The sequence below is a fragment of the Mesorhizobium sp. CA5 genome, assembly GCF_020165105.1.
Lineage (GTDB): Bacteria > Pseudomonadota > Alphaproteobacteria > Rhizobiales > Rhizobiaceae > Mesorhizobium.
Window position 1 is genome coordinate 294,770 of the sequence record NZ_JAIUHJ010000004.1, and the last position, 22,184, is coordinate 316,953.

Here is a 22,184-nt window from a genome sequence, read left to right on the forward strand (position 1 = left end):
GAACCCGCGCTGGCACGGCTGGCGCGGGTTTTTCTTATGCCTGATGTAACCAAAATGGCGACGACGAAACCGAAATGGTGACAGTCGCCCGACCGAGAGAGCTTCGCCGTGAACGCCACTGCTGGAAATCTTGAAGCCCTGGAAGGCTCGTTGCTCGCCGAAATCGCGGCGGCCGCGGACGAGGCCGCGATCGAGGCGGTGCGCGTCTCGGCGCTGGGCAAGAAGGGTTCCGTCTCCGAAATGCTGAAGACGCTGGGCGCCATGAGCGCCGAGGAGCGCCAGGTGAAGGGGCCGGCGATCAACGGCCTGAAGAACCGCGTCACCGAAGCGCTCACCCAGCGCAAGGCGGAACTGAAGGATGTGGCGATCGCGGCCCGGCTCGCGGCTGAGAAGGTCGACGTCACGCTCCCGGTTCGCCAATCGCCGGCCGAGCGCGGCCGCATCCATCCGATCAGCCAGGTGATCGACGAGATCGCGGCGATCTTCGGCGATCTCGGCTTCGCCATCGCCGAAGGCCCGGATATCGAGACCGACTACTACAATTTCACCGCGCTGAATTTTCCCGAGGGACATCCGGCGCGCGAGATGCACGACACCTTCTTCTTCCAGCCGGACGAGAAGGGTGAGCGCAAGCTGTTGCGCACCCACACCTCGCCCGTGCAGATCCGCACCATGGAGAAGCAGAAGCCGCCGATCCGCATCGTCATCCCCGGCAAGACCTACCGGCAGGATTCCGACGCCACGCACTCGCCGATGTTCCATCAGGTCGAGGGGTTGGTGGTCGACAAATCAGCCAACGTCGCCAACATGAAGTGGGTGCTGGAGGAGTTCTGCAAGGCCTTCTTCGAGGTGCCGTCGGTCAAGATGCGCTTCCGTCCGTCCTTCTTTCCGTTCACCGAGCCCAGTCTTGAGGTCGACATCCAGTGCGACCGCTCGCGTCCGGGTGAAGTGCGCTTCGGCGAAGGCTCCGACTGGATGGAGATACTGGGCTGCGGCATGGTGCATCCCAACGTGCTGCGCGCCGGCGGGCTCGATCCCGACGAATATCAGGGCTTTGCCTGGGGCATGGGCATCGACCGCATCGCCATGCTGAAATACGGCATGCCGGACCTGCGCGCCTTCTTCGACGCCGACGTGCGCTGGCTGTCGCATTACGGCTTCCGGCCGCTCGACCTGCCGACGCTGTTCGGGGGGCTGTCCGCATGACCGCACCCCACACCGGGGGCTGTCGCTGCGGCGCGGTGCGGTTCGAGGCCTCGGCCGAGCCGCACCACATCAGCTATTGCCATTGCGGCGATTGCCGGCGCGCCAGCGGCGCGCCGGTGTCGGCCTTTGTCGGCTTCATGGCCGATCAGGTCGCGCTCAACGGCAAATCGCTGAAGAGCTATCGCAACGGCCCGGTGGAGCGCACGTTCTGCGGCATCTGCGGCTCGCCGATCGCCTATCTCGATCAGCGGCTCGACAACCAGATCTATTTCATGCTCGGCGCCATGGATATGCCGGCCTATTTCAGGCCGACCGTGCATGCGCATGTGCGCGAGCAGCTGCCTTTCCTGCATATGCCCGACGCATTGCCGCGCGAGCTGAAGACCAGCGTACCCCGGCCCGAAGAACAAAGACCCTCGGAAACACAGTCATGAAATTCACCCTCTCCTGGCTCAAGGACCATCTCGAGACCGACGCCTCGCTTGCCGAGATCGTCGAGCGGCTGACCGCGATCGGCCTCGAAGTCGAGCATGTCGACGACAAGGCCGGCCTGAAACCCTTCGTCATCGCCAAGGTGCTCACGGCGGTGCAGCACCCCGACGCCGACCGGCTGCGCGTGCTGACCGTCGACACCGGCGACGGCAAGCCACCGGTGCAGGTGGTGTGCGGCGCGCCCAATGCCCGCGCGGGCATGATCGGCGCCTTCGCGGCGCCCGGCACCTATGTTCCCGGCATCGACGTGACGCTCTCGGTCGGCAAGATCCGCGGCGTCGAAAGCCACGGCATGATGTGCTCGGAACGCGAGCTGGAAATCTCCGACGAGCATAACGGCATCATCGATTTGCCTGAGGATGCGCCGGTCGGCACCAGCTTCGCCGCTTACGCGCATCTCGACGATCCGGTCATCGAAATCAATCTGACACCGAACCGGCCGGATGCGACCAGTGTCTACGGCATCGCGCGCGACCTCGCGGCGAGCGGGCTTGGCAGGCTCACCGGCGGCGGGATCATGCCGCATGCCGGCGAAGGCCTGTGCCCGGTCAAGGTGAAGATCGAGGCGCCCGAGCTCTGCCCCGGCTTCGCGCTGGCACTGGTGAAGGGCGTCAAGAACGGCCCGTCGCCGAAATGGCTGCAGCAGCGGCTGATCGCCATCGGCTTGCGCCCGATCAGCGCGCTGGTCGACATCACCAACTATGTCACCTTTGACCGCGGGCGTCCTCTGCATGTCTTCGATGCCGCGAAGGTCGCCGGCAATCTCGTGGTGCGGCGCGCCAAGGACGGCGAGAAGGTGCTGGCGCTGGACGGCCGCGAATACACGCTGACGCCGGAGATGTGCGTGATCGCCGACGACAATGGCGTGGAATCGATCGCCGGGATCATGGGCGGCGAGCGTTCGGGCTGCGACGAGAACACCACCGACGTGCTGATCGAATCGGCGCTCTGGGATCCGATCGCCACGGCCCGCACCGGCCGCGCGCTCGGCATCATCACCGACGCGCGCTACCGCTTCGAGCGCGGCGTGGACCCGGAATTCATGGTGCCGGGCGTCGAGCTGGCGATCAAGCTGGTGCTCGATTTCTGCGGCGGCACGCCTTCTGAAATCGAGGTTGCCGGCTATGCCGGCCACAAGCCGAAGATCGTCTCCTTCCCGCTGTCGGAAGTGAAACGGCTGACCGGCATCGAGGTGCCGAGAGAGGAAGCCCTTGGCATCCTGACCCGGCTCGGCTTCGAGCCGAAAGGACTGAGCGACGTCGTCAAGGTGGAGGTGCCGTCCTGGCGGCCGGATGTCGACGGCAAGGCCGACCTGGTCGAGGAGGTGATGCGCATCCATGGCGTCGACAACATCTTGGCCCAGCCGCTTACCTCGCATGACGCGGTTAACGGCAGGATCCTGACCACGCTGCAGGTGCGCACCCGCGCCGCCAAGCGCGCGCTCGCCGTGCGCGGCATGATGGAGGCCGTCACATGGTCGTTCATTCCCGCCAGGCATGCAGAGCTGTTCGGCGGCGGCCAGACGGCGCTCAAGCTCGCCAACCCGATCGCTGCGGACATGTCCGACATGCGGCCGTCGCTGCTGCCGGGGCTGATCGCGGCGGCGCAGCGCAATGCCGACAAGGGCATCGGCGATGTGGCGCTGTTCGAAGTCTCGGGCACCTATGAAGGCGATCGCGCCGACCAGCAGCGGCGCGTCGCCGCCGGCGTGCGGCGCGGCACGGCCAAGCTCGACGGCTCGGGCCGCAGTTGGTCCGGCAATGCCGGGCCGGTGGGCGTGTTCGACGCCAAGGCGGACGCGATCGCGGCGCTCGAGGCCTGCGGCGCGCCGGTCGACCGGCTGCAGATCGAGCCCGGCGGCCCGGCTTGGTATCATCCGGGACGCTCCGGCACGATCAAGCTCGGGCCGAAGACGGTGCTCGGCACCTTCGGCGAGTTCCATCCGAGGACGCTGGACGGCCTGGACGCATCAGGTCCGATCTGCGGCTTCGAGATTTTCGTCGACGCCGTGCCGGAGCCGAAGGCCAAGCCGACACGCACCAAGCCGAAACTGGAGCTCTCGCCGTTCCAGGCGGTGAAGCGCGACTTCGCCTTCGTCGTCGACAAGACGGTCGAGGCCGGCACGCTGGTGCGGGCAGCTTTGGCCGCCGACAAGAAGCTGGTCACCGGCGTTTCGGTGTTCGACGTCTTCGAAGGCGCCTCGCTGGGGACGGCCAAGAAGTCGATCGCCATCGAGGTGTCGATCCAGCCGGTCGAAAAGACGCTGACCGACGAGGACTTCGAGGCCCTCGCAAGACGCATCGTCGAGAACGTCAACAAGCAAACGGGCGGCGTGCTGAGGGCGTGAGGCATTGCGCAGAGATGGCGAATCGCTCTCCAAAGGGCGATGCACCATCTCCGCTATTCCGGCCTCCCGTTCGAGGAACAGCGCGCGGCCTTCCTGGCCATCATCGCGGCCGATCCGCTGCTGGATGAAACGCTGGCGCGTGTGCGCGAGCTTGCGCTTCCCGACTGGCTGGTGGTTTCCGGCGCGCTCTACAACAGCGTCTGGAACCACCTGGCCGGCAAGCCGCCGGGCTACGGCATCAAGGATGTCGACCTGTTCTATTTCGACGACGCCGACCTCTCCTACGAGGCCGAGGATGCCGTGATCCGCCGGGCGGCTGCGCATTTCGCAGGGTTGGCGCTACCGGTCGAGGTGCGCAACCAGGCGCGGGTGCATCTATGGTATCCGGTGAAGTTCGGACAGGAGTGCCCGCGTTATGCGAGCGCGAGCGAGTCGGTGAGCTATTTTGCGTCGAAGACGCATGCGGTGGGGGTCCGGTACGACGCCGACGGAGCTTTGGAGCTGGTGGCACCGTTCGGGCTCGACGATCTTTTTTCGTTTCGCATCACGCCGAACCGGGTGCTGGACAATCAGCGGACACACGAGGCGAAGGGGAGAAGGGCTCAGGAGTATTGGCCGGAGATTAGCGTGGTGCCGTGGTAGGATAAGTTGGCGCGAGGCACCCCCCTCTGCCCTGCCGGGCATCTCCCCCTCAAGGGGGGAGATCGATGTCGCGTCCGCTTTCGCCAATCGCCAACGTTACGAGGAGAAGCGCCGGCGCCCAAGCTGCCAATCTCCCCCCTTGAGGGGGAGATGTCCGGCAGGACAGAGAGGGGGGCCGCGCGCCGACCCTTCAAGGGGGCGCCGAAGCGCCCCTTTCAATTATCACCCATTCACCAGCGCCAGCAGTTCCTCCGTGTAGCGCTTGCCGACCACCTTGTCGGGCGACAGCGCGTCACCGATCGCCGCCACCTCGGCCGCGCTCAGCTCGATATTCGCCGCCGCCGTGTTCTGCTCAAGGTGGCGTATCTTCCTTGCGCCGGGGATCGGGACGATGAAATCACCCTGGTGCAGCACCCAGGCGAGCGCCAGCTGCGCCGCTGTCACGCCCTTCTGCGCAGCCATCTTCTCCAGCACTGCGATGACCGCGTTGTTGGCTTCCATCGCCTCGGCCTGGAAGCGCGGCAGAGTGAGGCGCCAGTCGCCGGCGCCGAGCGCGTCCGGCTTGGCGATCGCGCCGGTGAGCAGGCCGCGGCCGAGCGGGCTGTAGGGGACGAAGCCGATGCCGAGCTCGCGGCAGACGTCGAACACCTCGTCCTCGGGATCGCGGCTCCACAGCGAATATTCGCTCTGCACCGCGGCGATCGGGTGCACGGCATGCGCCCGGCGCAGCGTCGCGCCGCTCACCTCCGACAGGCCCAGCGCCCGGACCTTGCCTTCGCGCACCAATTCCGCCATGGCGCCGACCGTGTCCTCGATCGGCACGTTCGGATCGACGCGGTGTTGGTAATAGAGGTCGATCACGTCGGTATTGAGCCGCTTCAATGAGGCCTCGGCCACCGCCTTGACGTGCTCGGGGCGGCTGTCGACGCCGACCATGCGGTCGGTGCCCTCGCCGTGCTCGGAAATCTTGAAGCCGAATTTGGTGGCGATCGTCACCTTGTCGCGCACCGGCTTCAGCGCCTTGCCGAGCAGGATCTCGTTCTCGTATGGACCATAGACTTCGGCCGTATCGAAGAAGGTCACGCCGATCTCGACGGCGCGGCGCAGCGTGGCGATCGCTTCCGCCTCCGGCTGGCCGCCATAGCCGAAGCTCATGCCCATGCAGCCGAGGCCGACGGGGAAGACTTCGAGTTCAGTTCCAAGTTTGCGGGTTTTCATGGCGCATCTCCTTGTTGCGATGGGGGAGAGATAGCGCCTCGCACTGCGTTCGATAATTCTTTCTCTTTTGTACGGGTTGCTCTATAAAATAGAACAATGAATCGGACGAACCTCTCGCAACTCGCCGTGCTGGCCGCGGTCGCCCAATGCGCCAGCTTCCGCGGCGCCGCCCGCGAGTTCGGCATCGCGCCGTCGGCGGTCAGCCATGCGGTGTCGAGCCTGGAAGCACGGCTTGGCGTGCGGCTGCTTGCGCGCAGCACGCGCAGCGTCGCGCCGACCGAGGAGGGCGCGCAGCTTCTGGAACGGCTGCGGCCGGCCCTGTCCGAGATCGACCTCGCGCTGGAAACGGCGGTCGAGGCGCGCGACCGGCCGGCCGGCAATCTCAGGCTCAGCGTGCCGCGCACCGCTGCGCATCTGGTGCTGACGCCGCGGCTCGGCGCCTTTGCCACCGCCTATCCCGACATCGTGCTGGAGATCGTCATCGAGGATCGCTTCACCGATGTGGTCGAGGGCGGCTTCGACGCCGGCGTCAGGCTCGGCGAAAGCCTGCAGCGTGACATGATCGCGGTGCGGATCGGGCCCGACATCCGCGGCGCGGTGGTCGCAGCGCCCTCCTATTTCGTTTCCATGCCGGAGCCAGGTCATCCGCGCGATCTCGCAGGCCATCGCTGCATCCGCTTCCGTTTTTCCAGCGGCATTCTCTATCGCTGGGAGTTCGAGAAGGACGGCGAGGAAATCGAGATCGCGGTGGAAGGACCGCTGATCCTCGACGAGGACCATCTGATCGCCCAGGCGGCAGTCGACGGCGCCGGGCTTGCCTTCGTCTTCGAGGATTATGTCAAGGCGCCGCTCGCCGATGGCAGGCTGATCCGCGTGCTCGAGGACTGGTGCCCGTCCTTCGACGGCTTCTTCGTCTATTATCCGAGCCGCCGGCAAATGCGGCCGGCGCTCAGGGCGTTCGTGGATTTCTTCAAGGTGAGCGGATAGCACCCCCAAGTGGGCAGGGTAAATCGCATATGGCAGCGCCAGCCCCCCACTCCGGCCGCTACGCGTTCACCTCTCACCCATGTTCATGGCGGAGAGGAAAGCCAGGCTTTTCGAGGCCGCAATCTCGGCGGTTGGCGTTTCCTCCCTCCAGAATGTGGCTACGCTATGCACACATCTTCTGTGACTGGCGCGACTGCAGGCCAAGGCTTGATTGCCAGGTGGTTCCCCCAATCCGTCGCTGCTTCGCAGCGCCACCTTTCCCCCCTCCGGAGGGAAAGGAAGGGAGCCTTGCCGGACGAGCGTTGACGACAAAAAGCTTGGCGCCTTCCTCTACCCCGTCGATCGGGGGAGAGGTGGCTCGGCGAAGCCGAGACGGAGTGGGGGGTCGACCAGCGCTACATTGGACAATGCATGCGCCAAGCACCAATCAAACGGCCGGTAGCGCAAACAACCGGCCGCCGGCCGGCACGACGTCATCGATGCCGGCAAGCCGCAGGCAGTGCCAGGCCATGGCGTGGTTGGAGGAGGTGACGGGAATGCCGATGCGCCGCTCCAGCTCGGCGACCGCTTCCGCCACGCGCAGGCTGGTGCAGGAGATGAAGATCGCTTCCACCCCCGGCACGGCGGCCATCGTCTCGGCCGCCGCCTCGATTGAGGCAAGCGAGATGCGAGCCGCCTCGCGGTCGTCGCGCCGGTCGAAAGTGGCGACGGCTGATATGTCGAGGCCGCGGCCAGTGAAATAGCGGACCAGGCCCTGGTTGATCTCGGGTGCATAAGGGGTCAGCAGGCCGATGCCCCTGGCGCCGAGCGCCTTGAAGGCGGCCAAAGCGCCGGTGACCGGGGTGGTGCAGGCGACGCCCGGCCGCGCCTTGCGGATCTCGGCGAAGACGGCTTCCTCGCCGAGCGTCATGGTGGCCGAGGTGCAGCCGAAGCCGACGACGTCGAGCGGGATGCTGGGCAGGATCAGATCGACGGTCGGCGCGATGCGCGGGCCGATGGCGCGCAAAGTGTCGGGCGTGATGTCGTTGTCGTTGAACAGGCGCGCCTCGTAGAAGGCGACGCCCGGAATGCGGATCAGCGCGCGAAACTCGTGCTCCAGCGTCTGGTCGGTGGCAAGGATCGCCAAGCCGATCGCCGCGCGCGAGGCGAGGCCGCCGTCGATCTCCGACGGAAGGACGCCCAAATCGATCGGCCCTGGCGATTGCGGGCGGGTAGCGGCCGCGCTGACAGACATGGCATTCCCTTTCCTGCTCGATCCCCTCCGGGATCATGCTCTCAGTTCAAAATTCCGTCCATCGAGATCGCCGGTTTGCGGCCGGCGATCAGGTCGGCAGTGATGCGGGCCGAGCCATGCGACATGGTCCAGCCGATATGGCCGTGCCCGGTGTTGAGATAGAGGTTGCTGAGACGGCGCCGGCCGAATTCGGGCAGATTGTTGGGCGTCATCGGCCTGAGGCCCGCCCACATCTCGGCGCGGTCGTAGTCGGCGCCTTCGGGATAGAGCTCCTCGGTCACCCCTTTCATGAAGGCGAAATCGGCCGGTTTGTGGCTGGTATCGTAACCGGCGAACTCGGCCGTAGCGGTGACGCGCAGCCGGTCGCCGAAGCGCGACACGGCGACCAGGTTGTGCTCGTCGATCGCGGCGATGGTCGGCGGCCGCGGACGGTTGCCGATCGGAATGGTCAGCGAATAGCCCTTGATCGGATAGATCGGCAAGCTGATGCCGACGGTGCTCGCGACCAGCGGGCTGTAAGAGCCGAGCGCCAGCACATAGGCATCGCCCTTGACACTTCCCTTGTCGGTCAGCACCCGGGCGACATCGTCGCCGGACGTCTCGATGCCGGTGATGGTCGTGCCGGTGCGGATCTCGCCGCCGCGCGCGACCACTTTTGCCGCCAGCGCGCGGGTGAATTTCGCCGGATCGCCGGTCTCGTCGGTCGGACAATGGATGCCGCCGGCGATCTTTTCCTTGGCGGAAGCCAGCGCCGGATCGAGGGCGACGATGGCGTCGCGGTCGAGCACCTTGATCAGCTGGCCGTCGGATTCCAGCAGCTTCATATGCTCGACGCCTTTGTCGAGCGCCTGCTGGCTGCGGTAGAAATAGAGGATGCCGCGATCGTTGCGGTCATAGTCGATGGCCTCATCCGCCACGACTTCTTGCAGCACCGACTGCGAATAGACGGCCAGCCGGTGCTTGAGCAGCGTGTTGCGCCGGGCCTTCTTGGCCGTGCATTCCATCAGGAACAGCCACGACCATGTATAGAGCCGAGGATCGGCCGAGAGCTTGAAGCGCAGCGCCTGGTCTTTCAGCACCAGCGATTTCAGCAGAATCATCGGCGCCCTGGGCGAGGACCAGACGAAGGAATGCCCCGGCGCGATCATGCCGGCATTGCCCCAGCTGGTCTCGGCGGCCACCTGTTGCTGCCGCTCGAGGATGACGACCTCGTGCCCGTCCTTCTGCAGCTGATAGGCCGTGGTGACGCCGACCACGCCGCCACCCAACACGATCACGCGCATGGCGCCTCCGGAGATCGCAAGTTGGCTCACTGTAAGGTGTAGGCTGCAGCCTGCAATGGCACACATGCAGAGATGTCGGCGGGACAGCGCGCCTCGTAGTCAGGGCGATTGCAAATGGCGCTTCGTCATTCTAGGGCGGAGCAAGGAGCGAAGCGACGCGCGTAGACCCTAGAATCCATGCCGTGACATTGGCCATAGAATGCAACGGTCCAGAATAGCGGTGGTAATGGCGCCAGCTAAGATCGCCACATGACAGGCTACGTCTACATGACCGCAAGCCAGAAAGGCGGCACGATCTATATCGGCGTCACCAACGACCTTGCTCGCCAGATGCCTGAGCATAAGTCCGGCCAAGGCTCCGGCTTTACCAGCCGCTACGGCGTGCAGCGTCTGGTCTGGTACGAAGAATATTTCGACATCACCGATGCCATTCAGCGTGAGACGTCATTGAAGCGGTGGCCACGGCAATGGAAGATTGAACTGATCGAGAAGACCAATCCGGAATGGTTCGAGCTGTTTCGCGGGATTGGCTGGTGAACCGTTCTGCACCGTGGCGGCGCTCAGGCGTCACGGCATGGATTCTACGGTCTTCGCGCGTCGCTTCGCTCCTTGCTCCGCCCTAGAATGACGGAGGACAAGGGCTGGCAGGCCAGAGGGGGCGCGAAGGATTACCACGATGACGTGGTATCTACGAGTTCTCAGGTCTGCAACGCCTGCTCCAGATCCGCGATCAGATCGTCCCCATCCTCGATCCCACACGACAGCCGCACCAGCGAATCCGAGATGCCGATCGCACCGCGCTTTTCGGCCGGGATCGAGCCATGCGTCATCAGCGCCGGGTGCTCGATCAGGCTTTCGACGCCGCCGAGGCTTTCGGCCAGCGTGAAGAGCTGGGTGCGTTCGAGGAAGCGTTTCGTTCCCGCCAGGTCGCGGTCGAGGTCGACGGAGATCATGCCGCCGAAGGCGTGCATCTGCTGGACGGCGATGGAATGCTGCGGGTGGCTGGCGAGGCCGGGATAGATGACCCGGCGGACGTCTTTTCGCGTTTCCAGCCATTGCGCTATTTTCAGGCCGTTGGCCGAATGACGCTCCATCCTGAGCGCCAGGGTTTTTATGCCGCGCAGCGCCAGAAAACTGTCGAACGGGCCGGAGATGGCGCCGATGGCGTTCTGCAGAAATTTCAGCTGGGCGGCGAGGTCCTTGTTGTCGCCGACGACCGCCACGCCGCCGACCATGTCGGAATGGCCGTTGAGATATTTCGTCGTCGAGTGCACGACGATGTCGATGCCGAGCTCCAGCGGGCGCTGGATATAGGGGCTGCAAAAGGTGTTGTCGGCGACGGTGAGCAGCCCCTTGCGCCTGGCAAGCGCGGCGACGCCTTCGAGATCGACGATGCGCAGCAGCGGGTTGGTCGGCGTTTCGACCCAGAGCAGTTTAGTCTCCGGCCGGATCGCCGCCTCGACCGCGGCGAGGTCGGTGAAGTCGGCGAAGCTCACCTGCAGCCCGGCGGAGCGCTTGCGCACCCGCTCCATCAAGCGGAACGAGCCGCCATAGATGTCATCGGTGGCGACGATATGGGCGCTGGAATCGAGCAGCTCGAGCACCGTGCCGATCGCCGCCAGGCCGGAAGCGAAGGCGAAAGCCGCCGAGCCGCTTTCGAGGTCGGCCACGGCGCGCTCGAAGGCAAAACGCGTCGGGTTCTGGCTGCGGGCGTACTCAAAGCCCTTGTGCACGCCGGGCGACTGCTGGCCGTAGGTGGAGGTGGCATAGATCGGCACCATCACGGCGCCGGTCAGCGGATCGTGGCTCTGGCCGCCATGGATGGCGCGGGTGGAAAAGGCCAGGCGGTTCTTGCCGTTTGAAGTCATTTGGCGCGGCGCCTCAGATGGTTGATCAGGTCGATACGGGTTATCAGGCCGATGAACTCTTCGCCATCGAAGACAATGGCGACCTCGTTGCGGTCGAAGACAGGCAGCAGCGCGTCCAGCGTCTGATTGGCCTGCAGCGTGTGCAGGTTCGACGTCATGGCCGTGCGCACCGGCGCGTTGAAACGGTCCCAGCGGCCGTCATAGGGTCCATCGACCTTGGCTAAAATATCGCTCTCGTCGACGATGCCGACCAGCCTGCCTTCGTCCAGCACCGGCAGCTGCGAAACGTCGGAGCGGCGCATGCGGCCATAGGCGTTGAGCAGGCTTTCCTCCGGGCCAACGGTCACAATGTCGCCGGTGCGCGGCGAGCGCATGACCAAGTCGCGCAAATCGCCATGCTGTTCCTGGTCGGCAAGGCCCTGCTCGGCCAGCCAGATATCGTCGAAGACCTTTGACAGATATTTGTTGCCGCTGTCGCAGACCAAGGTCACGACGCGCTTCGGCACCGTCTGCTCGCGGCAATAGCGAAGCGCCGCCGACAGCAGCGTGCCCGAGGACGAGCCGGCCAGGATGCCTTCCCTCGACAACAGATCGCGCACCGCCAGCATGCTCTGCTTGTCGGGAATGGAATAGGCCTTTTTCACCAGCGACAGATCGGCATTGGGCGGCACGAAATCCTCGCCGATGCCTTCAACGGTCCAGCTGCCGGCCTCCACCATCTTGCCGGTCTTGATCAGCGGCGCCAGCACCGAGCCGACCGGGTCGGCCAGCACCATCTCGGTCTTGGGCGAATGTTTCGCGAAAAAGCGGCCGAGGCCGGTGAGCGTGCCGCCGGAGCCGACGCCGACCACCGCGGCGTCGACATCACCTTCGAGCTGCGAAAATATCTCCGGCCCGGTCGTCGTCTCATGCGCGAGTGGGTTCGCCGGGTTGGCAAACTGGTTGGCATAGAAGGCGCCGGGGGTCTCGGCGGCGATCTTCTCGGCCATGTCCTGGTAGTATTCGGGATGGCCCTTGCCGACATCGGATCGCGTCATGCGCACCTCGGCGCCCAAAGCGCGCAGATGCTGGATCTTCTCGCGCGACATCTTGTCGGGCACGACGAGGACGATGCGGTAGCCTTTCGGGATGCCGACCTGGGCGAGGCCGAGGCCGGTGTTGCCGGCGGTGGCCTCGACGATGGTTCCGCCGCGCTTCAGCCGCCCCTCCTTCTCCGCCGCCGCGATCATCGAGAGCGCGATGCGGTCCTTGATCGAGCCGCCCGGATTCTGGCTTTCGAGCTTGATGAACAGGCGGCACTTGCCGGTGTCGAATTTGGTCAGCTCCACGATCGGCGTCTGGCCGATCAGGTCGAGCACCGAAGCGTAGGGCGGACGCAATCTCGACAGGTTGATGTGCGCGCCCTTCGGCGCCGCTTTTGTCTGCTCGCTCATCTTCATTGCTCCATAGAAGCAGTTCGAGGCGGATGTCGGCAATCTCGCGCGGGAAGCCGCGGGAATCCATTCCGGTTTTGCGGATCGCGCGCCCTGTCTTTTCCAGCCCTTTTCATCAGGAAAGAAGATAGATCGTGCCAATCCGGCGGCGAGTGGAGGAATGGAATTTCACGGAGAGCATTGGGAGAAGGGCGGTTGGAATCATCTATGCGGAGTTCCTGCCCGCCGGCAGCGGATTGTGCTACCCCAACAACTGCTTGCCCAGCTTCGCGCATTGCACGCGGATGTCGGGAATGGCGTCGATCTCGAAGAAGGTGCCGCGCGTCAGCGGTCCGACTGCGAGCAGCTTCGAGGACACCGTGCCGTCGGCCGCGATCAGCTCGCATTTCGCCGTGACATCGAGGCCGAGGCGCAGCGGATCGGGACGCGCCAGCCCGCGCTCGACCAGCGAACGCACGACACCGTTCGACGTCCGCGATATGTCGCGGGCGATGCCCATGCAATCATAGAGGCGGGCGACGTCCAGGGTCTCGACGTCCTGCGTGCCGCGCGGCTGGATTTTCACCACGAAGCCGCCGTTCGGTTCTATGGCCACCACCCTGCCGGCGACGAGACGGATGCGGCCTGAGGCGACCGCATCGGTGACGCGCGCATAGACTTCCGGCGCCATGCGGTGGCGGTGGATATCCCACCAGGCCTTGGTGTGCTCGACGAAGCGGCGCTTGGCCGAGGACGGCCAATTCTGCCAGATCGTCTGGTTGAAGGGTCTGAGACCATCGACGACGTCGCGCCAGTCGCCGCCGGCTTTCTGGGTCTCGCGGATCAGGTTGCGGAACCAGCCGACGAAATAGGAAAGCTGGGTGCCGAGCGGAATATCGGCGATATCGAGCTTGATCGGATTGCCTTTGCGGTGCGGCGACGGCAGCAGGCCGCGCCGCGACACCGCGACGATCGAACCGCGATGGCCGCGCTGCTCCAGCGACAGGAAAGCGTCGATCATGCTCAGGCCGGTGCCGAGCAGCAGCACCTGGGCTTCAGGATCGAGCGCGGTGTCGGCCTCCGTCCCCATGCGGACGGCATGACCTTGGAAGGCGCCGGGCTGCTCGTCGTGACCAGTGGCCAGGACGGCGAGATGCGCCACGACGCTGGTGCCGTTGGCGAGTACGACTTCGACGCCCGACGAGGTCGGCGCGATCGACAGGCTCTCCTCGCGGATCAACCGCAGACGACCGGTGTCGCGCTCGCGCTCCTCGAGGCCCTCGAGCACATCCTGCAGATAACGGGCATAGAGGCTGCGCGGCGCGTAGAACGGTCCCTGGTCCGGCCTGGCGAGGCCGCGTTTCAGCACCCAGCGCGCGAAATGCGTCGGGTCGTCGGCATAGGCGCTCATGCCGGAGGCGTTGACGTTGAGCACATGCGCCGAGAGCAGCGTCGAATAGGCCATGCCCTGGCCGAAATGCGGCCGCTTCTCGATCAGCGTGACGCGCAGGTCCGGATTGGGCGACTTCAACAGGTGCGCGGCCAGCACGACGCCGCTTGCGCCGCCGCCGACAATGATGATGGAGTTGCCGCGTCCAACCATGACTGCTAGCCGAACGTGACTCGAGCGATCAGCGCTGGGCGAGCGCGCGGACGGCCTCAGCCGCAAGCCACGAACGATCGCCGGAACGGTTTTTTGAAGGTCGCGCATCGTTCTCTCACCTCCCAATGTTGATAAGATTACTATACTAACCGTGCCAAGCACGAAATCGCAGTACTAATGCCACCCCCTTTGAAGCATGGATTTGCCGAGAAGGGATGACAGGCGGATTTTTCGTTCGCTGGGGTGTTTTGTGGGAGGGCGGCGGCCATCTTCCTTCGTCATTCTGGGGCGGAGCGACGCGCGCAACGATGCTGCTTGCCGGCGAATGCGACCGCCTGACCGCCAGCCGTCTCCGCCCCGACCGGCAAGGTCATATGCGCGAGCGGGTCGCCCAGCGCAGGCCGACCACGCCGACCAGCATGGTGACGAGGCCGATATAGAGCCATTGCGTCTGCCCGGTCATGAAACTGCCCTTGACGAGACCGAGGCCTTGCAGCGACCACAGCGCACCCAGCCCCAGCACAATCAGCGCCAGCACAAACCTGATCAATCGCATCGGCTGGACCCTCTCCGGAAGTCGATCCTGAACGGCAATGGGGACGCAACAAAAGACGTCGAGGAACCTAAGCAGTTCCGTCCCTCAGTACTTCAAATCTTGTGGGCCGATCTTGCCCCGAATGTCCCGTATGCCGGCCCGATATTCAGCGAGAATACGCGTTAATGGGGCTGTGAATATCATGACAAACTGTTTCGCGGCGACTCCAAACGTGTGCTGTCGCCATGGAACCGCCAGATCAATGCCGCATTTCCCGCCTCATTCGGCACATATCGGCGGGGCATATCTCTAACGGAGCCATCCCCAAAGCATGAAGAAAACTAACCAGACTGCGCTTGTCGCGGTAACGATCGCGGCTGGCCTGATGGCCGGCGCCTCATCCGCCTCCTCCGCCGCCGCGCAGTGCGGCCGCGCTTCCTGGTATGCGCTGCATTCCAGAACGGCCTCAGGGGAGCGCATGAACCCCTCGGCACTGACTGCAGCCCATCGCTCCTTGCCCTTCGGCACCAAGCTTCGAGTCACCAACAAGAACAACGGCCGCAGCGTCGTCGTGCGCATCAACGATCGCGGTCCGTTCGTGAAGGGACGTATGCTCGATCTCTCCCGCGGCGCCGCCGGCCAGCTGGGCTTCATCGGTTCGGGCCATACCGCCGTCTGCATGGCGCGCGTCTGAGCCGCCTTTTTTTGATGCATGTCGTCATCCAAAGCGCTGCCCACTTCAGGGCGATATGCATTGGTCGTGTCCGGCATGAGGGGCCGGACACATATCCTTCACATTTCGGCAGCGCACATTGAGCCGGCTCGCCCGCTTAGGTCCGGTTTTCAACAGGTTGAACGAAAGATGCATTCGTCAGACAAAATGACGTATTGCATCGCAACAATATCTTGCTAACCTCGCCAGGAGACATTCAAGGCTCGGCGCAGTTCGTCGTCCTTTTGGTCGTCGGACGGCAGCGGGGTTCGCGATGTTCTACCAGCTCTACGAAATGAACCATGCGGCGCTGCAGCCGGCCCGCTTCTATGCCGACGCGGTGCGGCTCTTCTACTCCAACCCGCTCAATCCGGTTTCCCACACCCCCTTCGGCCGCTCGGTCGCGGCGACCGCGGAGCTCTTCGAGCGAACCACCCGTCGCTACGGCAAGCCGCAGTTCGGCCTGGACAAGGCCGTGGTCGACTGGAGAAGCGTCGACGTCACCGAAAAGACGGTCTGGTCGAAGCCCTTCTGCGACCTGATCCGCTTCGAGCGCGCGCTGCCCGCCGGCCGCAAGCCCGATCCGAAGCTTTTGATCGTGGCGCCGATGTCGGGCCATTACGCGACGCTGCTGCGCGGCACGGTCGAGGCGATGCTGCCCCATGCCGACGTGCACATCACCGACTGGGTCGATGCCCGCATGGTGCCGGCGGCGCTAGGAAGCTTCGATCTCGACGACTATATCGACTACATCATCGAGATGTTCCACGCGCTCGGCCCCGACACGCATGTGATGGCCGTATGCCAGCCCTCCGTGCCGGTGCTGGCGGCGGTGGCGCTGATGGAAAAGCGCGGCGATCCCTTCGTGCCCTCCACCATGACGCTGATGGGCGGACCGGTCGACACGCGCCGCAACCCGACCGCGGTCAATCTTCTGGCCAAGGAAAAGGGCATCGACTGGTTCCGCGATAATGTCATCATGCCGGCGCCGTGGCCGGTGCCGGGCTTCGGCCGCCCGGTCTATCCCGGCTTCCTGCAGCTCTCGGGTTTCATGAGCATGAACCTCGACCGCCACATCATCGCGCACAAGGACTTCTTCATGCACCTTGTGAAGCATGACGGCGACAGCGCCGAAAAGCACCGCGACTTCTATGACGAGTATCTGGCGGTGATGGACCTGACGGCGGAATTCTACCTGCAGACGGTCGACACCGTGTTCGTGCGCCACGCTCTGCCGAAGGGCGAGATGACGCATCGCGGCGAGCCGGTCGATCCGAAGGCGATCCGCAACGTTGCGCTTTTGACCATCGAGGGCGAGAACGACGATATTTCCGGCCTCGGCCAGACCCAGGCCGCGCATGATTTGTGCGTCAACATCCCGGCCGACAGGCAGGCGCATTACATGCAGCCGGCCGTCGGCCATTACGGCGTCTTCAACGGCTCGCGCTTCCGCTCCGAGATCGTGCCGCGCATCGTCGATTTCATTTCCAGCTATGGCCGCCAGCACCGCGTGGCGGCGAAGCCTAAACTGGTCCGTTCCGCCAAAAGCTGAACTCCGGAGCCCGGCATCAGCCTTGCCGCCACCTGGCGGCCAGCGGTGTTGCACCCGCGCTTCTGTTGCGAAAGTGCCGCTACCGGATCGCGCAGGTAACCATGCCGCCAAACTGACGGTCGTCTCCAATTGACACGGACTGTAAATCGCCCTTAACGTTTCGTTAATAAAGAACAGGGCGGGGGCAATGACTTCCTCAGCGATGACGCGGATTCTGCGCTTGTGCGCAGCCGCAGGACTGGCGATCTCTGCGCATTGGGCGGTGCCGGCCTGGGCGGCTGGCGCGATGGCCACGGGCGGCCTGACCTCGCAACCGATCGGCCACTATGATTTCTGCAAATCGCATCCGAGCGAATGCAACATCCGCCCGGTCAATCTCGGGCCGGCCACCATGACGGACGGGCTGTGGCGCAGGCTGGTCAGCGTCAGCGCCAAGGTCAATGCCGCCGTCAAGCCGCTGAGCGATCTCGATCACTACGGCAAGGACGAAGTCTGGGCCTATCCGGACGACGGCTATGGCGACTGCGAGGACTATGTGCTGGAAAAGCGCCGCCAGCTCTACCGCCTGGGCATGTCACTGGCCGACCTTTTGATTACCGTCGTGCGCAAGCCGGACGGCGAAGGCCATTCGGTGCTGACGGTGCGCACCGACAAGGGCGACTATGTGCTCGACAACTTGACCGACAAGGTCAAAGCCTGGGACGCGACCGGCTACCGCTTCCTCAAGCGGCAGGCGATCGACAACACCGGGCGCTGGGTCTCGATCCGCGACGGCCAGCCTGTGCTTGTGGGCTCGGTGCAGTAGGCAGAGCTGAGGGCGCTACCTCGGTTTCGTCATTCTAGAGCGAAGCAAGGAGCGTAGCGACGCAGCGCAGGCCCTAGATGACGAAGAGAGGGCTTCGCTCTCTCGAAAACATTATTCCGCATCTCTCCATGAACCTTTTGCGTCCGGTCGGCGACACATAGCCGTGGACGACAAACCCAACCATGGAGAATTTCAATGACTGCTTTCCTGCGAAACACCCTGCTTGCCGCCATCGCGGTGTCGGCCTTGACCGGATCGGCCCTGGCGGACGAGACCACCAAAAGCTGCGCCAAGACCAATCTCAACGATCTGTGGAGCGGCCGTTGCTGCGGCGTCGACTCCTCGGCTTGTCTGGGCGGTGGTAATGGCGGCCGCGATCACAACAACAATGGCGGACGCGGTAGCACGAACGGCGCCGGCAAGCAGTGATTTCAGGAATAAGGGCTGCTCGCGGCCTAGCACACGGAAGCCGTGGCCCTCGCTGAACGTCACCGCGGCGCAGAACGATCTTTGTTCTGCGCCGCCTTGCCCTTCGCGCGAGTCACGGAATGATCCTCGGGCCTGCGCGTCCGCTTCGCCCGTGGATGACGAAGTTCGGGCGGCTTCGGCTAGCCGCCCCGTTTCATCAGGGCAGCTATCCGCGCAGCGCAGCGCGGACCAATGCCGTGATCTTCCTCAGCTCCGCCTCATCCAACTTCTCGATGCTCTCGGCCAAAAGGTTGGCCAGCTCGGTTGCCGCCGGCGACAGGCCCGATGTGTCGATCCTGACCCTCGGATGCGAGCTCTCGGCGAGGCGGGCAAGATCCTCGGCGTCGTCCCAGATGATGTTGAAATAGCCGATGATCTTCTGGATCAGTGTCCAGGTCGGCGCGCCGCGGCGGCCGTGCTCGAGCGCCGAAAGATAGGCGGCGCTGACGCCGATGGCCTTGGCCATCGCCTTCTGGCTGACGCCGCGCTCGGCGCGCAGCGTCCTGAGCTTCTCGCCGAACGGGGTCATGTCGGCTGGCTCATTGGCGAATCCTCATGACCGTATCCGCCGCAGCCGCACATAGAGCGCGCCCGAGCCGCCATGATTGCGCGCGGCATGGTCGTGGCTGGAGACGAGGTGCCGGAAAGCGGGCGTCGACAGCCAGGCCGGCACGGCGCGGCGCAGGATGCCGTCGCCGCCCGAGGACGAGCCCTTGCCGGTGATGATCAGCACGTAACGGATGCCGCCGGCATGCGCGCGGTTGAGGAAGGTGAGCAGCAGCGAATAGGCCTCGTCCTGCGTCATGCCGTGCAGGTCGACGCGGCCTTCGATCGGCAGCCGGCCTTTTTTCAGCTTGTGCAGCGTCTGGTCGTCGAGCGAATGCGCCACATGCGGCGCCTTCGGCTTGGCGGCCACGGCCGCTACGCCATTGGCGGCAGGCCGGGGCGTCTCAGGCTTGGGCTCGACGATGTCGGGGATCTCGACGGCCGTTTTGCCCTTCAGCGGCCGGGCAGAGCGCGCCACCAGGTTCCACAGGATGCGGTCGTCGTCGCTGAGATGGTCGTCGCGGCGGCTCACCGGGTCGCTCCATGCAGAAGCGCACGCGGCACCAGCGCATAGAAATCGGCCGCGTTGCGGACCACGCCGGCGATCTCGCCGGCAGCGTCGCCCGAGCCGGCGAAGAGGTCGCCGCGCGCCGGACCGGTGATGGCCGAGCCGGTGTCCTGCGCGATCATCAGCCGCCGGAACGGCTTTTCGTCAAAGGCGGTGAGCGTCGGCGCGTCGATATAGAAGGGCGTGCCGAATGTGTGCAGCAGGCGGTCGACCGCGACCGAGCGACCCGGCGTCAGCGGCACCTTGGCGGCGGCGATGGGCCCAAGCGCCGCGTCGTCGACCGCGGCTTCGCGGAAGAAAATGTAGGAGCGGTTCCGCCACAGGATCTCGTCGACCCGGTCGGGATGTGCCTTGAACCAGGCTCGGATCGATTGCATCGTTACCTTTTCCAGCGGGATCTCGCCGAGATCGCTCAAGACCTTGCCGGGGCCGGTGAAGCGCTGGCCCGATTTCGCGGCGTAAGTGACGCGGCAGAGCCTGCCGTCGGTCATTTTCAGACGTGCCGCGCCCTGCACGTGGATGAAGAAGGCGTCGACCTTCTCGGCGAGCCAGGCGATTTCGAGGTTCCGGCCGGCGAGCGCGCCGCGCTCGATTTCGCCGCGATCGAAATATTCGACCGGAACACCATCGGTCCGGCGGGCGAAGGCCAGATAGGCATCCATGCCGGCCGGCCGGTTGCCGTCGTCGATGTCGATCAGGTCGGCGGGGCGCGACAGCAGCGGCACGGCGAACCGCTCGCTCCTGACCGGCGAGGCTTCGACCTCGGGCTCGTAGAAGCCGGTGACGAGACCCGCGCCGTTTTCGGCCTTGACCAGCATCGGCACGAAATGCCGTTCGAAGAAGGATCGCGCCTCGGACCTGCTCGGCGCCGAAACGGCACGCGCCTCGGCATAGGCATCGGCAAAAGCATTGAAATCGACGCCGAGCGATCCGGTGCGGTAAGATTTTATCGGCGCGTGGAATGCCGAGCGGCGAAACGCGACGAAGGCCGCAGCATGGTCATCTTCGCCCCAGCCCGGAAGGTCGCTGAAGGATTTTATGCCGAATGCGGAAGAGAGCGGCACGACTGGGGCCCCGCCGCTTGATCTCAATCTTCTTCTTCGGTGGCGACAAGCTTCCAATTCGGGTCGCGCGAGCGGGTGTCGCGGGCGAAGGTCCAGACATCCTTGACCTCGGCCACCGTTTCAGGGTCGCCGTCGATGACGGCGCCGGCCTTGTCGCGGGTCGCCGAGATCAGCTCGGAGACGACGCGCAGCGTGATATGCGCTTCCGAGCCCTTCATTTCGGCGGCGACGATGTCGGCCTTGTCGATGCCGACGAAGGAGGATTGGATCTTCTCCGATTTGGCCTCGCGGTCGCCGATCGCGGCGACGAAACCATCATAGACTTCGCGCGACAAAAGGTTCTTCAGCGTCTTACGGTCGCCGTCGGCATAGGCCATGACGATCATCTCATAGGCCATCTTGGCGCCGTCGACGAAGGTCTTGGGATCGAAGGACGGGTCATTGTCCTTGATCGCGCGCAGGCCCCTGTTGAGGTCGGTATCCGGCTTGGCGAAGGCGTCGATATCGGCATAGATCTCGGGCGCGGTTTCGCCCGGCGCGCGCTTGCGCGGCAGCGACACCACATTTTCAGGCTTTTGCGCCGCGTCGGCCTCGCGCGTGCGGCTCGCCGAATAAGGATCGAAGGGCGGGCGCTCGTTTCCGGTGCGACGTCCAAGCACGTTGCGCAGCTGGAAAAAGATCACAACCGCCGCAATCAGAAAGAAAATCGTGCCGAAGTCGAAGAAACCCATATTTTCCGCCAACTCGATCCCTGTCCGTGCCGGACCGGCGTAACCCCTGGGGACCGCGGTCGCATAGCGTTCAACACCCAAAGCATATAGAACGGCAGGCGCAATCATTCAAATCAAAGGCAGCCATACCTATCTAAAGGCGCCAAGGCCAGCGGCGATTGTCCGTCAGCGCCGCAAAAGAAGAAAGCGATCGGTCAAGACTTGCGCATCTCGTTCATTCCGCTGTTCCTGCTCCTGCTGCCGCTTCTGGAGATCGCCGGCTTCGTCGTCGTCGGCCGCGAGATCGGTGCTTTGGCTACGGTCGGGCTGGTCATCCTTTCCAGCGTCGCGGGCAGCCTGCTGCTGAGGCTTCAGGGTTTTGGCGTCATGGCGCGGGTGCGGGCGGAGATGGATGCCGGGCGCGATCCCAGCCGCCAGCTCGCGCATGGGGCGATGATCGTGCTGGCGGCGATCCTTTTGATCATTCCGGGCTTCATCACCGATTTCTTCGCCATTCTTCTCCTGTTGCCGCCGGTGCGCGACTTCGCCTGGCGCCTGCTGAAGAACCGCATCGTCATGGCGACCAGCTTCAGCCGCGGCTTTTCGGCGCGCCGCCGCAACAATGTCATCGACCTCGACGACAGCGACTATTCGCGCGACGATTATCCGGACCGGCCGGACCACAATTCGCCCTGGCGGCGGCTGAAGAACGATTAAGGGCCAAAACGCCTACCGGTTCGTCCTTGGGCGGAGCGGGAAGCGAGCGTACCGCGCAGCCCACAGGATCCGGTAACTTCCGAGTGTTGCCGCGGTGCAAAATTCTGCTCCGCCGCATTGCACGGCTCGGGTCACGGAATGGCAACTGTGTTCACGCGAATGCGGTTTTGTCGCGAATGATAGCGTTGAGGACGACCAGGAGCTTCCTTGCGACG

The 22,184-nt window shown here is 64.6% G+C and carries 22 protein-coding genes; 11 read left to right on the top strand and 11 right to left on the bottom strand.

Going from position 1 to position 22,184, the window contains the following annotated elements; translation table 11 throughout:
* Positions 1 to 108: 108 nt before the first annotated feature.
* Genes pheS through LB529_RS08055 form a run of 4 tightly spaced genes read left to right on the top strand, consistent with a single transcriptional unit; the run spans position 109 to position 4,687 of the window.
* Complete coding sequence (gene pheS, locus LB529_RS08040) at positions 109 to 1,206, top strand: phenylalanine--tRNA ligase subunit alpha (RefSeq protein WP_224710756.1); 1,098 nt, start codon at positions 109 to 111, stop codon at positions 1,204 to 1,206.
* Positions 1,203 to 1,640: a GFA family protein gene (locus tag LB529_RS08045; protein ID WP_224526030.1), complete on the top strand. Its 438-nt coding sequence runs from the start codon at positions 1,203 to 1,205 to the stop codon at positions 1,638 to 1,640. The genes pheS and LB529_RS08045 overlap by 4 nt, the downstream gene beginning before the upstream one ends.
* Positions 1,637 to 4,045 (top strand): phenylalanine--tRNA ligase subunit beta, encoded by a 2,409-nt coding sequence (pheT, locus tag LB529_RS08050; RefSeq protein ID WP_224710757.1) that lies wholly within the window; start codon positions 1,637 to 1,639, stop codon positions 4,043 to 4,045. Before LB529_RS08045 ends, pheT begins: the two co-directional genes overlap by 4 nt.
* A 39-nt stretch (positions 4,046 to 4,084) precedes the next feature.
* Positions 4,085 to 4,687, top strand: a complete 603-nt coding sequence (locus LB529_RS08055) for a nucleotidyltransferase family protein (protein WP_224710758.1) — start codon at positions 4,085 to 4,087, stop codon at positions 4,685 to 4,687.
* A gap of 222 nt (positions 4,688 to 4,909) precedes the next feature.
* Here the strand turns inward: LB529_RS08055 and LB529_RS08060 are convergent, their stop codons facing one another.
* Entirely contained in the window at positions 4,910 to 5,905 is a 996-nt protein-coding gene (locus LB529_RS08060) for an aldo/keto reductase (RefSeq protein WP_224710759.1), read from the bottom strand.
* Positions 5,906 to 6,001: 96 nt separating this feature from the next.
* Between LB529_RS08060 and LB529_RS08065 the strand changes: the two genes are divergently transcribed.
* Positions 6,002 to 6,892: a LysR family transcriptional regulator gene (locus tag LB529_RS08065; RefSeq protein WP_224710760.1), complete on the top strand. Its 891-nt coding sequence runs from the start codon at positions 6,002 to 6,004 to the stop codon at positions 6,890 to 6,892.
* Positions 6,893 to 7,319: 427 nt separating this feature from the next.
* Here the strand turns inward: LB529_RS08065 and LB529_RS08070 are convergent, their stop codons facing one another.
* Both LB529_RS08070 and LB529_RS08075 read right to left on the bottom strand, forming a co-directional pair.
* On the bottom strand, positions 7,320 to 8,126 hold the full coding sequence (locus tag LB529_RS08070; RefSeq protein ID WP_095767973.1) for an aspartate/glutamate racemase family protein: 807 nt from the start codon (positions 8,124 to 8,126) through the stop codon (positions 7,320 to 7,322).
* A 41-nt stretch (positions 8,127 to 8,167) separates the two neighbouring features.
* A complete protein-coding gene (locus LB529_RS08075) occupies positions 8,168 to 9,409 on the bottom strand; it encodes a D-amino acid dehydrogenase (RefSeq protein WP_224710761.1) in 1,242 nt (413 codons plus the stop codon).
* Positions 9,410 to 9,658: 249 nt separating this feature from the next.
* On the opposite strand from LB529_RS08075, the gene LB529_RS08080 reads away from it, so the two are divergent.
* The gene (locus tag LB529_RS08080) at positions 9,659 to 9,946 is read left to right on the top strand and encodes a GIY-YIG nuclease family protein (protein ID WP_224710762.1); all 288 of its coding nucleotides are present in this window, start codon (positions 9,659 to 9,661) and stop codon (positions 9,944 to 9,946) included.
* Between the two features lie 161 nt (positions 9,947 to 10,107).
* Here the strand turns inward: LB529_RS08080 and LB529_RS08085 are convergent, their stop codons facing one another.
* The 4 genes from LB529_RS08085 to LB529_RS08100 all read right to left on the bottom strand — a co-directional run bounded on the left by LB529_RS08085 (position 10,108) and on the right by LB529_RS08100 (position 14,848).
* Positions 10,108 to 11,277, bottom strand: coding sequence for a trans-sulfuration enzyme family protein (locus tag LB529_RS08085; protein ID WP_224709114.1), 1,170 nt, complete (start codon positions 11,275 to 11,277; stop codon positions 10,108 to 10,110).
* Positions 11,274 to 12,710: a pyridoxal-phosphate dependent enzyme gene (locus tag LB529_RS08090; protein WP_224709115.1), complete on the bottom strand. Its 1,437-nt coding sequence runs from the start codon at positions 12,708 to 12,710 to the stop codon at positions 11,274 to 11,276. Before LB529_RS08090 ends, LB529_RS08085 begins: the two co-directional genes overlap by 4 nt.
* A gap of 241 nt (positions 12,711 to 12,951) precedes the next feature.
* The gene (locus LB529_RS08095; protein ID WP_224710763.1) at positions 12,952 to 14,292 is read right to left on the bottom strand and encodes an FAD/NAD(P)-binding protein; all 1,341 of its coding nucleotides are present in this window, start codon (positions 14,290 to 14,292) and stop codon (positions 12,952 to 12,954) included.
* A 370-nt stretch (positions 14,293 to 14,662) separates the two neighbouring features.
* Positions 14,663 to 14,848 (bottom strand): hypothetical protein, encoded by a 186-nt coding sequence (locus LB529_RS08100; RefSeq protein WP_140542964.1) that lies wholly within the window; start codon positions 14,846 to 14,848, stop codon positions 14,663 to 14,665.
* 310 nt (positions 14,849 to 15,158) lie between these two features.
* On the opposite strand from LB529_RS08100, the gene LB529_RS08105 reads away from it, so the two are divergent.
* From LB529_RS08105 to LB529_RS08120, 4 genes are all read left to right on the top strand, one after another.
* Positions 15,159 to 15,521, top strand: coding sequence for a septal ring lytic transglycosylase RlpA family protein (locus tag LB529_RS08105; RefSeq protein WP_095767965.1), 363 nt, complete (start codon positions 15,159 to 15,161; stop codon positions 15,519 to 15,521).
* A 292-nt stretch (positions 15,522 to 15,813) separates the two neighbouring features.
* Positions 15,814 to 17,091, top strand: coding sequence for a polyhydroxyalkanoate depolymerase (locus LB529_RS08110; protein WP_224710764.1), 1,278 nt, complete (start codon positions 15,814 to 15,816; stop codon positions 17,089 to 17,091).
* Between the two features lie 187 nt (positions 17,092 to 17,278).
* Entirely contained in the window at positions 17,279 to 17,896 is a 618-nt protein-coding gene (locus tag LB529_RS08115; protein WP_095767963.1) for a transglutaminase-like cysteine peptidase, read from the top strand.
* Between the two features lie 195 nt (positions 17,897 to 18,091).
* Positions 18,092 to 18,325 (top strand): hypothetical protein, encoded by a 234-nt coding sequence (locus tag LB529_RS08120; protein WP_095767962.1) that lies wholly within the window; start codon positions 18,092 to 18,094, stop codon positions 18,323 to 18,325.
* 205 nt (positions 18,326 to 18,530) lie between these two features.
* Here LB529_RS08120 and LB529_RS08125 read toward each other — a convergent pair whose 3' ends face one another.
* The 4 genes from LB529_RS08125 to LB529_RS08140 are packed head-to-tail and all read right to left on the bottom strand — an operon-like array spanning position 18,531 to position 21,273.
* Positions 18,531 to 18,893: a helix-turn-helix domain-containing protein gene (locus tag LB529_RS08125; protein WP_224710765.1), complete on the bottom strand. Its 363-nt coding sequence runs from the start codon at positions 18,891 to 18,893 to the stop codon at positions 18,531 to 18,533.
* A 24-nt stretch (positions 18,894 to 18,917) separates the two neighbouring features.
* On the bottom strand, positions 18,918 to 19,442 hold the full coding sequence (locus tag LB529_RS08130) for a Smr/MutS family protein (protein ID WP_140847517.1): 525 nt from the start codon (positions 19,440 to 19,442) through the stop codon (positions 18,918 to 18,920).
* Positions 19,439 to 20,542, bottom strand: a complete 1,104-nt coding sequence (locus LB529_RS08135; protein WP_224710766.1) for a murein transglycosylase A — start codon at positions 20,540 to 20,542, stop codon at positions 19,439 to 19,441. Before LB529_RS08135 ends, LB529_RS08130 begins: the two co-directional genes overlap by 4 nt.
* A 23-nt stretch (positions 20,543 to 20,565) precedes the next feature.
* Positions 20,566 to 21,273 (bottom strand): Tim44/TimA family putative adaptor protein, encoded by a 708-nt coding sequence (locus LB529_RS08140; RefSeq protein ID WP_140847523.1) that lies wholly within the window; start codon positions 21,271 to 21,273, stop codon positions 20,566 to 20,568.
* Positions 21,274 to 21,474: 201 nt separating this feature from the next.
* Between LB529_RS08140 and LB529_RS08145 the strand changes: the two genes are divergently transcribed.
* On the top strand, positions 21,475 to 21,969 hold the full coding sequence (locus LB529_RS08145; RefSeq protein ID WP_140847526.1) for an FxsA family protein: 495 nt from the start codon (positions 21,475 to 21,477) through the stop codon (positions 21,967 to 21,969).
* The last annotated feature ends 215 nt before the right edge of the window (positions 21,970 to 22,184 follow it).